The sequence below is a fragment of the Vibrio sp. genome (genome assembly GCF_984391705.1).
On sequence record NZ_CFHWOM010000080.1, the window covers coordinates 1 to 11,653 of the forward strand.

An 11,653-nucleotide genomic window follows, 5' to 3' on the forward strand; every position below is an offset into this window, starting at 1 on the left:
GAGCGACGGACTGTTAATCCGCAGGTCGCTGGTTCGAGCCCAGCAGGAGGAGCCACTTTTTGAAGCCAAGTCTTTCGACTTGGCTTTTTTTATACCTAAATATCATCCCTCTTCTCACTTTAATCTCTTCCCTTTTCATTTGCTAAAAGCGCAACCCATTTCCTATAGTTATCCCATAAAGATAATAAGGATATGAAAATGGCTAGGAAGCAGTTATTCGTTGTTGCAGCGGAAGTCGCCGCCGAACTCAATCGTGGCGTCATTGTCGCAAAACAACTCAAATTAGTAGCCAGTAATGCTCGAGCCCTTGCTCTGCGAGCAGGAGGAAGTGCTGCTGGATTTCACCCAATAACAGATTCGATTGATGAGTTAGTCAGACTGACGCTTAGCATTTCAAATTCAATTAATATCAAAGCACAGCAGCTTAGTCGTATCGCGACTTCAAGTGTCCGATCCCATTCCGTATTACAGTATTTTGAAACTGTCTATCTCCGTGCAGAAAATGCTAAATATCTCGATAGCTTAGATGTCACTCGACAACGGTGCCAACAGGAAGCTCAAAGCCTTGAGGGCTCTTTTCTACAAGGTAGCGATGAGCTATATAGCATGCTCAATAACCTATACGATGAGCTTCGTGTCGCCCTAATCATATCCACCCTACTCAGTGTTGAAGCTTCCCAAGTCGAAGAACAATTCAAAGGCCAACTGAACAGTATCGCTTTAAGTGTTCAACAAGCGGCTGACTCTATCCGAGAGCACGTACGTCAGTCTCTCCTACTCTTCTCATTGTTTGATAAGGATAATCATGAAATCAAAAGTACTCTTTAACGATGGAGAACATCGTTGGGTGATGTTCGCTCGCGATCCTCTCAAGCCAGAAAAGATAATCGACACGAACCAATACATGGTGGTAAATCGACAGCAAGCTATTTTGCTTGATCCTGGTGGTATCGAAATGTTCTCTTCTATGCTTAGTAGTGTCGTCAAAGAAGTGCCAATAGATCATATCAAGTACTTATTCGCCTCTCACCAAGACCCTGACATCATCTCATCCTTAGGCCTATGGGATAAAGCGCTACCAGAAGCGACACTTTACTCTCCCTGGCTGTGGGAAGGGTTCATTCGCCACTTTGGAATGGACTCTATCTCCTTCTCCCCTATAAAAGATGACGGGGGCACTCTTTCCCTAGCAGGGGTAGACATTGAATTTATCCCCGCTCACTATATGCATTCATCGGGTAACTTTTCTGTCTATGATGGCAAAGCAAAAATCCTAATGTCGGGAGATATAGGAGCGGCTTTAGATAGCCCAGATGCGCCTCTGTTTGTTGAAGACTTTGAGCGTCATGTTCCTAAGATGGAATACTTTCATCGCCGTTGGATGCCGTCTAATGCAGCAAAGAGAGCTTGGATTGAGCGGGTACGAAGGTTGGACATCGACATGTTATGTCCACAGCACGGTGGTATTTTCAAAGGAGAAGACGTAGGACGCTTCCTAGATTGGTTAGATGACCTCGATGTTGGCATCGCAGTCAAATAGATAGAGGCAATAAAAAAGCCAGCCATATTAAGTGGCTGGCTTAGCATTATGTATACTGCGCTAGATTAAGCTTTAACGCCTTCTTGCTGGTTGAGCATCGCGACTTCGTTATCAAGCTCTTCTAACTTAGTCTTCATCTGTTCACGACATTCATTAGCCAGTGCACGTACGTTTTCCTTACCGAAGTCCTCGGAAGAGACCGGTGGTAGCATTTCAACAATCACATGGCCGTTGTTCCAACGATTCAGCTTAATTCCACTGGTAGAACTACACACTATCGGAACGATAGGCAGACCAGCGCCAATCGCAGCATGAAAAGCGCCTGTTTTAAATGGCAGTAAACCTCGACCGCGTGAGCGAGTACCTTCTGGGAACATCCATACAGAGACATCACTCTGTTTCATCTGATCAACAACTTGATCAATAGTGCCTTTCGCTTTCGAGCGATTTGCGCGATCGATCAGAATGTTGCCCGTCAGCCAGTAAAGCTGACCAAATAACGGCATCCAAGCTAGGCTCTTCTTACCTACAGTAACCACTTTAGGAGTTACCGCAGATGAAACCGTGAACAAATCCCAGTTGTTTTGGTGATTTGCGATATAGATATGCTGACCACGTTGGTAAGCATCTTCAGGTAAACGCAATTCAAGCTTAATACCAAATACACGTGACATCTTGCCAAATAGGCGACCAAAGGTGAAAACGTGCTTAGGGTTACGAGGACTAAGTAAACAATAGCCACACCCAAACACAAACATTACGACTGCAAAAATCGCAACGGCTAATACACGTAATAGTGCAATCATTGTGGTTCTCCAAGAACACAGTGAATCAAAACAATTTGAACAAGACTCTAACTGATCTATCGTTCATAAAAAAGCCGAAACTGAGGTTTCGGCTTACAAATGTTAGCTGAAGGTGTTATCAATCGCGGAATCGTTCGATATTCGCGCCCAATGCTGACAGTTTATCTTCGATTTTGTCGTAACCACGGTCGATATGGTAGATACGATCAACAATGGTTTCACCCTGTGCGATACAACCCGCAATCACTAAGCTTGCTGAAGCACGTAAGTCAGTCGCCATAACCTGAGCGCCACTGAGCTCTTCCGCGTCACCACAAATAACAGTATTGCCTTCAATCTCTGCTTTTGCGCCCATACGCATTAGCTCCGGCACGTGCATAAAGCGGTTTTCAAAGATAGTTTCGGTAATAACGCCACCACCTTTCGCCATCATGTTTAACAGCGTAAACTGAGCTTGCATATCCGTTGGGAAACCAGGATGAGGAGCTGTACGAATCGTAACCGCTTTAAGTTCACGTCCCGTCATATCGAGTGAGATCCAGTCCTCGCCCGTTTCAACCTCAGCACCCGCTTCTTCAAGCTTAGCAAGAGCGGCTTCAAGCAAGTGTGCGCTAGTGTTACGACAAACCACTTTACCGCCAGACACAGCTGCAGCGACTAAGAAGGTACCTGTCTCAATACGGTCAGCAACCACTGAATGCTTACCACCGCCGAGCTTATCTACACCTTCAATTGTAATTGTGTCAGTGCCTGCGCCAGAGATCTTCGCTCCCAACTTATTGAGGAAGTCCGCTGTATCAACGATTTCTGGCTCACGTGCTGCGTTATCCAGTACTGTTGTACCTTCTGCTAGGGTTGCTGCGCACATGATGGTGATGGTTGCACCAACACTCACTTTATCCATAACGATATGCGCACCTTTAAGGCGCCCATCAACGTTAGCTTTTACATAACCATCTTCAAGGGTGATTTTCGCCCCTAATTGCTCTAGACCGTGGATATGAAGATCCACTGGACGAGCACCAATCGCACAGCCACCCGGCAGTGATACTTGACCTTGGCCAAATCGAGCGACTAGAGGACCCAATGCCCAGATAGATGCACGCATGGTTTTAACTAGGTCGTATGGCGCGCAATACTCATTAATGCTACCAGCATCTACATGCACAGAACCATTGCGCTCGACTTTAGCACCAAGGCGCTCTAGTAGCTCCATTGTCGTGTCGATATCACGAAGATGCGGTACATTGGCGACTTCAACAGGCTCTTCAGCCAAAATTGAAGCAAATAGAATTGGTAATGCCGCGTTTTTCGCACCAGAAATGGTGACTTCACCAACAAGAGGCTGTTTGGACCCCGTTACTCGAAACTTTTCCATTACTAAACCTTACAGTGACATCAACTTCTTATCACGAGCCCACTCTTCTGGAGTGAATGCTTTGATAGATACTGCATGAATGTCATTTCTTTGGATATATTCCATCAGCGGTGCATAAATTAGTTGTTGCTTCTTAACGCGGCTCATTCCATCGAAACTAGCATCAACAGCGATCACCTCATAGTGACTTCCTTCACCTTTAACCGTTACTTCTTCTAGGTTTAGAGCTTGTTCTAAAATCTGTTGTACTTTTGCGCTATCCACAATTCACCCCTGTTTAATTCTTTAGATGCCCGTCGAGATATTGTTCGACGTTACTTAACTGAAATAAGGTTTTCAGTTGTTTTGGCATGAAGCTGAGCATTATATGACAGTTTTGTTTTTTTGCATTCTCTATTAGGTGAATTAACATCACCATTCCTGCAGAATCAACACGCTCTAATTGCTCAAGAGACACTTCTATCTCACTCTGGCTAATCGGCCATGCCTTCAACTCTTGCCAAAGCTTAGGGACGCTATCTCTGTCTAATGCTCCACTTAATGCATACTGTTCTTCATTAAGTACTTGCCATTGAGGGTGACTCATTGCGTTTTACTCTCGAAGCGAATAGGTTGCTTAGCTAATTGCTCTAGCTCGTGTGCCACTGCCAAAATGCCTTCTTGACGCAACTTACCATTCCACTCAGATTGCTTGCTCGACAACAAACTAATGCCCTCTGCAATCATGTCAAATGCCTTCCACTCACCCGTTTTTTTATCTTTACGAAGCTTAAACTCTAACTTGATGTTCGGACGCGGTGAATCAAGAATCTCGACTTTAATACCTGTGATACTTTTCTTCGGATCCAATTTAGGCTCAGGACCAAATGCAATGTTCTGATCAGTGTATTGAGTTAACACCTGAGCATAAGACGTCACTAAATAAGAACGAAATGATTGAATAAAGGTGGCAACATCTTCACGTTTAGCCCCTTTTAGATTAGGCCCAAGTAATTTCAGAGCAGCGTACTTCTCATTCACATATGGCATCAGCTCTTGTTCAACAATTACCTTTAAATAGTCTGGATTTTGTTGAACTTTTGGCTGCTCGGATTTCAAGCGATTAAATGCTTGTTCGGAAACCTGCTTCATCATTTGATAAGGCTGCGTTTTATCAATCTCTTCAGCAGCCACATTTAGCGCGAAAATAAATGAAAACAGAGTAAGCACTAACTTCTTTAGCATTATTAAATCCCTATTCACTGTCTGAGTCACCGCCAACGCTATACAGCACTTGGCCAATCAGGTCTTCCAACACCATGGCAGACTTGGTGTCCTCAATAAAATCGCCGTCCACCAGCATCTGTTCATCATCAAAGATAAAACCAGGCGTCAAGCCAATGTACTGCTCACCAATCAAGCCTGATGTTAATATCTTTACACTCGATGTTTCAGGGAACTGGTCATACTTAGCATTGATTGACATACTGACAACCGGAAGCAGTGATTCAGTGTTTAAACCAATATCAGTTACTCGACCAACAACCACACCGCCCACTTTAACTGGTGAGCGCACCTTTAAGCTGCCGATATTGTCGAACTCAGCGTTTAAAGTATAAGTATCGTTAGAGCCAAAGCCCTTTACGTCAGCAACTTGAAAAATCATCACCAAAATTGCGCAAATTCCGGCAAGGACAAAACCACCAACCCATAATTCAGTTTTTCGTGTTTGTTGCATCTTTAGTTCCCAAACATCAATGCTGTCAGTACAAAGTCTAAACCAAGTACTGCAAGTGAAGAGTGTACAACTGTGCGAGTCGTTGCTCGGCTAATACCTTCCGAGGTAGGAATCGCATCATATCCATTAAATAAAGCAATCCAAGTGACTGTGATAGCAAACACTAGACTCTTTATCATACTGTTACCAATATCTTGACCAAGCTCGACCGATGATTGCATCGCTGCCCAGAAACTGCCGTGGTCAATGCCTTTCCAGTCGACACCAACCAATTGCCCACCCCAGATACCAACAGCCATAAAAATCATGGCAAGTAGCGGCATGGAAATCACACCCGCCCAAAAACGTGGCGCAATCACTCGTTTAAGAGGATCAACCGCCATCATCTCCATACTTGAAAGCTGTTCGGTTGCTTTCATCAAGCCAATTTCAGCCGTAAGCGCAGATCCAGCTCGGCCAGCAAATAGAAGCGCGGTTACCACAGGGCCAAGTTCGCGAAGTAATGACAATGCGACCATTTGACCGAGCGCTCCCTCAGCGCCGAAATCAATTAAAATGACATACCCTTGTAAGCTCAAAACCATACCGATAAACAGGCCTGATAGCACAATTATCAATAATGACTGTACGCCAACACTGTATAGCTGCTTTACCAGTAGCGGGAAGTTTTCAATCGGCTTCGGGCGAGAAGCTAAAGCTCCGAATAGCATTAAACTGGCACGGCCAAAAGAGGAGATGACAGAAAGAGCTCTGCGGCCAGTAGAGGCGACGAAATCAGAGAGATGCGCCATCATTGAAATAACTCCTTGGTGATTGGCTCGGCTGGGTAACGAAATGGCACGGGACCATCCGCATCACCTTTCAAAAACTGCTGCACCTGAGGATCAGGATTATCAAGCAGCTCCTGTGGTGTTCCACTAGCGATAACCTTGCCATTAGCAAGAATGTAGACCCAATCTGCAATGCTCATTACCTCAGGAACATCGTGAGATACAACAATGGATGTGACTCCTAATGCTTGGTTTAGATTGCGAATAAGCTCAACTAAGACGCCCATGGTAATCGGGTCTTGGCCAACAAATGGCTCATCAAACATTATTAGGTCAGGGTCGAGTGCAATCGCACGAGCGAGAGCCGCTCGTCTAGCCATCCCACCAGATAATTCACTCGGCATAAGTTGCGCTGCACCACGTAGCCCAACCGCTTCTAATTTAAGTAATACTAAGGTGCGAATAAGCTCCTCAGATAACTGAGTATGTTCACGAAGAGGAAACGCTACGTTATCGAATACGGTGAGATCCGTAAAAAGAGCACCCGATTGAAATAACATGCTCATTTTCTTTCGCGCAGAATAGAGCTGCTTTCGACTCAAAGCAGGAATATTGTCGCCATCAAACCAAATTTCACCTTTTTCAGGATAAATTTGACCACCAATAAGGCGCAACAGGGTTGTTTTACCGATACCAGAAGGGCCCATAATCGCAGTAACTTTACCCTTAGGTACCCGAAGGCTAACGTCATCAAAGATCTTACGTTCTCCGCGAGTAAACGTAATCTGATTGACCGTTACTAAGTCTTCTGATGTCATCACATACTCATATTATGTCGATAAGAATGGGCAATCATAAGCACATTCAAATGGAATTAAAAGCACTGTTCAATTAAAACTCGCTGAATAAATCCAAGCCAATTGATTGTAATTCAATCTAACTTAAGCACGAAACATGAATCATTGCTTAACAATTAATTGAATGAACTGCTTCCCTTTTATAAGCCAAACCGTCAAAATTAACGGTTAAATTCTCTCGTTCGTATATTAATTAGGAAGCATCATGTTTGAAGCGGTCGCGTTTCTCATCATAGGATTAGTGTTTTTAGTCTGGAGTGCAGACAAACTGGTATTTGGCGCTGCAGCACTTGCTCGCAACGTCGGTATTTCACCTTTAGTTATCGGTATGACAATCCTTGCGATGGGCTCTTCTGCACCAGAAATGATGGTTTCAGCAACGGCAGCTTTAGACGGTAAAACCGACACTGCGGTTGGTAACGTACTGGGTTCGAACATCGCAAATATCGCGCTAATTCTAGGTATCACTGCGTTAATAAAGCCGCTCTCGATTAGCTCCGCTGTATTGCGCAGAGAACTACCACTAATGATAGGTGTGACCATTCTAGCTGGCGTATTATTATGGGACAGCCACCTAGGCTTTTACGAAGGTGTTCTATTATTTGTTCTCTTTGCTGCCTTTATTATTACTATGCTCCGCATTAGCCAAAAAGAGAAAGCATCTGGATCAAGCGATGCTTTATTGGAAGAGCAAGAATCAGAAGTTCCTGATGGTGTAAGTAACGCGAAGGCGGCAATGTGGGTAGTGATTGGCCTTGTCGTCTTGCCTCTTGCTGCTGACGTTTTAGTAGACAACGCTGTCATCATTGCTCAATATTTTGGCATGAGCGATCTGGTGATTGGATTAACCATCATCGCCGTAGGTACAAGCCTACCAGAGCTCGCTGCTTCCCTCGCCGGCGTTATGAAAGGTGAAGATGATATGGCGGTAGGCAATATCATTGGTTCAAACGTATTTAACATTCTCGCCGTTATGGGTATTCCAGGCATCCTCAACCCATCCATTTTGAGTGAATACGCTATGGGAAGAGATTTCTGGGTTATGCTCGGTGTTTCTCTACTGCTTGTTGCGATGGCGCTAGGTAAATCTCGTAGTATTAACCGTATTGAAGGCGCTGTATTGTTTAGTGCTTTTATCGCTTACCAAGCTTATCTAATTCTAAATATGACCGCGTAATTGCCTTTTCTCGGAGTTTGACATGTTTGATTATCGTTCTGCCGCATTAGAAGTTCTTCGCACTGAAATCGAAGCCTTAGAGCAACTCGAACACTATTTCAATCAAGACTTTACCAAAGCATGCGAGCTAATCTTTGCCAATACCGAAGGTAAAGTGGTTGTGATGGGGATGGGGAAATCTGGACACATTGGTAATAAAATAGCGGCAACACTCGCAAGCACTGGCACATCATCTTTTTTTGTTCATCCAGGTGAAGCGGCGCACGGTGACTTAGGGATGATTGAACCCGGAGACATAGTGTTAGCTATTTCTAACTCTGGTGAGTCTTCTGAGATCTTGGCTCTATTTCCTGTCCTAAAGCGACTAAATATAAAGATTATCAGCATGACAGGTAAGCCTCACTCTAATATGGCAAAGCTGTCGGATCTGCACCTTCAGATCACAGTCCCTAAAGAGGCTTGCCCGATTCAGCTCGCACCGACCTCCAGCACCACAGCAACCTTGGTGATGGGAGACGCCTTGGCGATGGCGCTGATGCAAGCACGTGGCTTCACAGCAGAAGACTTTGCCCTCTCTCATCCAGGTGGAGCATTAGGTAGAAAACTTCTGCTTAAACTGTCAGACATTATGCACACTGGAGATAAACTTCCTCTAGTCACACCAAACACCTTAGTTCGTGAAGCATTGCTAGAAATAAGCCAAAAAGGTTTGGGGATGACTGCGGTGGTAGACGACCACCAGCAACTCATCGGTATCTTTACCGATGGCGATTTACGTCGCATTCTAGATAAGCGCATAGATATCCATACTGCGCTTATTGGCGAAGTCATGACAGAGAATCCAACGGTTGCCTCGCCAAGTATGCTGGCAGCAGAAGGGTTAAACTTGATGCAAGATAAAAGTATTAATGGCCTGATTCTTTGTGAGCAAGGCAAAGTAGTCGGCGCGCTTAACATGCATGACATGCTAAAAGCTGGAGTAATGTAATGTCTCAAATGGTAGAAACGCTATATCAACCTGTGGAACAAAATATCCTTGAGGTTGCCAAACAAATTAAACTGCTGATTTGCGACGTTGATGGTGTGTTTTCCGATGGTTTGATCTACATGGGTAACGATGGCGAAGAGCTCAAGACATTCCACACTCGAGATGGCTATGGTGTGAAATCCCTAATGAATGCAGGCATTGAGATTGCGATCATTACTGGTCGAAAATCTCAGATTGTTGAGAACCGCATGAAAGCTCTTGGTGTATCACTGATCTACCAAGGCCAAGACGATAAAGTTCGAGCTTATCAAGATATTTGTGACAAATTGAACATTTCACCCGAGCAAACAGGTTATATTGGTGATGATTTAATTGATTGGCCTGTAATGGAAAAAGTGGCATTAAAGGTTTGTGTTGCCGATGGTCACCCGCTTCTCGCTAAAAGAGCAAACTATGTCACCGCAATAAAAGGTGGTCATGGCGCAGTACGCGAAGTCTGTGACCTGATCCTTCAAGCACGTGATGAACTCGACGTACACAAAGGTTTAAGTATATGAGTCTATCTCGTATTGGCTACCTGATTCTCGGCTTTGCTCTTTGTTGGTCTGCTTACTACTACTTTGATCGTCAAAGTCAGCAAGCACCACAGGTAAGCCCAGATCTGGAACAACCAATGTTCAGCGGACAGTCGCTCACTAACACCTCATATACTGACAATGGTGTTAGAAGCTATGTGATAACTTCACAAAGCCTAGATCACTTTGCAAAAAGTGGTGATACAGTATTTGAGTTGCCTGTACTCAAGGTCTACAAGGAAGGGCTAACCCAAGAATGGGAAATTACCGCCAATACAGGTGTGTTAGATAAAGACCATATTCTGACGCTATCAACAGATGTGGTCGTCAAGAACCTGCTTCCAGACTCAGGATTCGATACACTATCGACAAACAATATGAGCATTCAGCTCGACAATAGAGATTTTTGGGCAGATGACCAAGTGATCATCAATGGCCCCCAATTTGAAACCGTAGGACAAGCAATGAAAGGCAACTTTGCTGATCACGATGCTACCCTATATAAGAGCGTACAAGGTAGATATGAAACTCTCACACCTTAGTCTTATTTCTTGCTTAATTGTATCCGGTCCAGCACTTGCGCTGTCGACGGATCAACAGCAGCCAGTTTATATTGACTCAGATAGTCAACAATTGGACATGCAGAGCAACCAAGTGACCTTCTTAGGTGATGTTAAGCTCAAACAAGGCAGTATTAACATTAATGCGGATAAGATCGTTGTAACTCGTGACCCAAAAGATGGCTCAATTAAAAGCATTGATGGGTTCGGAGATTTAGCGACCTTCTCACAACTCACCGATGATGGAAAAACCTTATACGGTGAAGCAAAAGAGCTTGAGTACAGCCTTGCAAAAGATCAGTTGACCATGCGCAAAAGCGCCATGCTCTCGCAAGACGACAGCACCATTCGTGGCAATCAGATTCGATACCATATTTCATCACAGAAGCTAATCGCTGACGGCCAGTCGAAAGGGGATCGCGTATCCACCGTTCTTCAGCCGCAAGCAGTACAAGAATAATTATGGCGTTACTTAAAGCAGAGCACTTAGCAAAAAGCTACAAAAACCGAAAAGTGGTTTCAGACGTTAGCTTACAAGTCCAATCGGGCCAAATTGTCGGCCTACTTGGACCTAACGGCGCAGGTAAAACGACCTCTTTCTATATGATTGTTGGCTTAGTTGCACGCGATGAAGGCACAATAACGATCGATGACCAAGACATTAGCATTTTGCCGATGCACAGCCGCTCGCGCATGGGGATTGGTTACTTACCACAAGAAGCTTCTATTTTTCGTAAGCTATCTGTGCAAGACAACATTATGGCTGTGCTTGAAACCCGTAAAGAGCTTACTCGAGAAGAACGTCAGGATAAGCTGGAAGATCTACTAGAAGAATTCCACATTCAGCACATTCGCCAAAGTGCAGGTATGGCATTATCAGGTGGTGAGCGTCGCCGTGTAGAAATTGCACGCGCATTGGCAGCTAACCCTAAATTTATCTTGCTCGATGAACCTTTTGCCGGTGTTGACCCGATTTCAGTTATTGATATCAAGAAAATCATTGAACATCTTCGCGATCGTGGACTCGGAGTGTTAATCACTGACCATAACGTTCGCGAGACGCTAGATGTCTGTGAAAAAGCTTACATCGTTAGCCAAGGCCACTTGATTGCAGAAGGGTCACCGGATGAAGTTCTCAATAATGAACAAGTAAAACAAGTTTATCTCGGCGAACAATTCCGTCTATGATTAAAGTGAAGAACGGCAAGATTCTATAGCATTTAAGGCAAATAATACTGAATGAAACCCTCATTACAACTCAAGCTAGGACAGCAGTTAGCGATGA

At 44.4% G+C, this 11,653-nt stretch carries 16 protein-coding genes; 8 read left to right on the plus strand and 8 right to left on the minus strand.

What is annotated here, in order from left to right; all coding sequences use genetic code 11:
• Nucleotides 1-198 precede the first annotated feature (198 nt).
• Together AC4MRV_RS20300 and AC4MRV_RS20305 are read left to right on the plus strand one after the other, a co-directional pair.
• A complete protein-coding gene (locus tag AC4MRV_RS20300) occupies nucleotides 199-828 on the plus strand; it encodes a chemotaxis protein (RefSeq protein ID WP_491189119.1) in 630 nt (209 codons plus the stop codon).
• On the plus strand, nucleotides 806-1,540 hold the full coding sequence (locus AC4MRV_RS20305) for an oxygen-binding di-iron domain-containing protein (protein WP_491189120.1): 735 nt from the start codon (nucleotides 806-808) through the stop codon (nucleotides 1,538-1,540). Before AC4MRV_RS20300 ends, AC4MRV_RS20305 begins: the two co-directional genes overlap by 23 nt.
• Nucleotides 1,541-1,605: 65 nt before the next feature.
• On the opposite strand, the gene AC4MRV_RS20310 is transcribed toward AC4MRV_RS20305, so the two are convergent.
• The 8 genes from AC4MRV_RS20310 to mlaF all read right to left on the minus strand — a co-directional run bounded on the left by AC4MRV_RS20310 (nucleotide 1,606) and on the right by mlaF (nucleotide 7,029).
• On the minus strand, nucleotides 1,606-2,346 hold the full coding sequence (locus AC4MRV_RS20310; protein ID WP_491189121.1) for a 1-acylglycerol-3-phosphate O-acyltransferase: 741 nt from the start codon (nucleotides 2,344-2,346) through the stop codon (nucleotides 1,606-1,608).
• Nucleotides 2,347-2,464: 118 nt separating this feature from the next.
• Complete coding sequence (murA, locus tag AC4MRV_RS20315) at nucleotides 2,465-3,724, minus strand: UDP-N-acetylglucosamine 1-carboxyvinyltransferase (protein WP_491189122.1); 1,260 nt, start codon at nucleotides 3,722-3,724, stop codon at nucleotides 2,465-2,467.
• 9 nt (nucleotides 3,725-3,733) lie between these two features.
• Entirely contained in the window at nucleotides 3,734-3,988 is a 255-nt protein-coding gene (gene ibaG / locus AC4MRV_RS20320) for a BolA family iron metabolism protein IbaG (protein ID WP_491189123.1), read from the minus strand.
• A gap of 13 nt (nucleotides 3,989-4,001) precedes the next feature.
• Nucleotides 4,002-4,310, minus strand: coding sequence for an STAS domain-containing protein (locus AC4MRV_RS20325; protein WP_491189124.1), 309 nt, complete (start codon nucleotides 4,308-4,310; stop codon nucleotides 4,002-4,004).
• Nucleotides 4,307-4,948: a phospholipid-binding protein MlaC gene (mlaC, locus tag AC4MRV_RS20330; protein ID WP_491189125.1), complete on the minus strand. Its 642-nt coding sequence runs from the start codon at nucleotides 4,946-4,948 to the stop codon at nucleotides 4,307-4,309. The genes AC4MRV_RS20325 and mlaC overlap by 4 nt, the downstream gene beginning before the upstream one ends.
• A gap of 10 nt (nucleotides 4,949-4,958) precedes the next feature.
• Nucleotides 4,959-5,441: an outer membrane lipid asymmetry maintenance protein MlaD gene (gene mlaD / locus AC4MRV_RS20335; protein ID WP_491189126.1), complete on the minus strand. Its 483-nt coding sequence runs from the start codon at nucleotides 5,439-5,441 to the stop codon at nucleotides 4,959-4,961.
• 2 nt (nucleotides 5,442-5,443) lie between these two features.
• Nucleotides 5,444-6,235, minus strand: a complete 792-nt coding sequence (gene mlaE / locus AC4MRV_RS20340) for a lipid asymmetry maintenance ABC transporter permease subunit MlaE (protein WP_491189127.1) — start codon at nucleotides 6,233-6,235, stop codon at nucleotides 5,444-5,446.
• The gene (gene mlaF, locus AC4MRV_RS20345; RefSeq protein WP_491189128.1) at nucleotides 6,232-7,029 is read right to left on the minus strand and encodes a phospholipid ABC transporter ATP-binding protein MlaF; all 798 of its coding nucleotides are present in this window, start codon (nucleotides 7,027-7,029) and stop codon (nucleotides 6,232-6,234) included. The genes mlaE and mlaF overlap by 4 nt, the downstream gene beginning before the upstream one ends.
• A 244-nt stretch (nucleotides 7,030-7,273) precedes the next feature.
• Between mlaF and AC4MRV_RS20350 the strand changes: the two genes are divergently transcribed.
• From AC4MRV_RS20350 to lptB, 6 genes are read left to right on the plus strand one after another with little or no spacing between them, the layout of a single operon-like run.
• A complete protein-coding gene (locus tag AC4MRV_RS20350; RefSeq protein ID WP_491189129.1) occupies nucleotides 7,274-8,245 on the plus strand; it encodes a calcium/sodium antiporter in 972 nt (323 codons plus the stop codon).
• A 22-nt stretch (nucleotides 8,246-8,267) separates the two neighbouring features.
• Nucleotides 8,268-9,233: a KpsF/GutQ family sugar-phosphate isomerase gene (locus AC4MRV_RS20355; RefSeq protein ID WP_491189130.1), complete on the plus strand. Its 966-nt coding sequence runs from the start codon at nucleotides 8,268-8,270 to the stop codon at nucleotides 9,231-9,233.
• Nucleotides 9,233-9,790, plus strand: a complete 558-nt coding sequence (gene kdsC / locus AC4MRV_RS20360; RefSeq protein ID WP_491189131.1) for a 3-deoxy-manno-octulosonate-8-phosphatase KdsC — start codon at nucleotides 9,233-9,235, stop codon at nucleotides 9,788-9,790. Before AC4MRV_RS20355 ends, kdsC begins: the two co-directional genes overlap by 1 nt.
• Nucleotides 9,787-10,350 carry an LPS export ABC transporter periplasmic protein LptC gene (lptC, locus tag AC4MRV_RS20365; protein WP_491189132.1) on the plus strand — a complete coding sequence of 188 codons (564 nt, stop codon included), beginning with the start codon at nucleotides 9,787-9,789 and terminating at the stop codon, nucleotides 10,348-10,350. The genes kdsC and lptC overlap by 4 nt, the downstream gene beginning before the upstream one ends.
• Nucleotides 10,331-10,828, plus strand: coding sequence for a lipopolysaccharide transport periplasmic protein LptA (gene lptA, locus AC4MRV_RS20370; protein WP_491189133.1), 498 nt, complete (start codon nucleotides 10,331-10,333; stop codon nucleotides 10,826-10,828). The genes lptC and lptA overlap by 20 nt, the downstream gene beginning before the upstream one ends.
• 2 nt (nucleotides 10,829-10,830) lie before the next feature.
• Complete coding sequence (gene lptB, locus AC4MRV_RS20375; protein WP_491189134.1) at nucleotides 10,831-11,556, plus strand: LPS export ABC transporter ATP-binding protein; 726 nt, start codon at nucleotides 10,831-10,833, stop codon at nucleotides 11,554-11,556.
• Nucleotides 11,557-11,653: the final 97 nt, after the last annotated feature.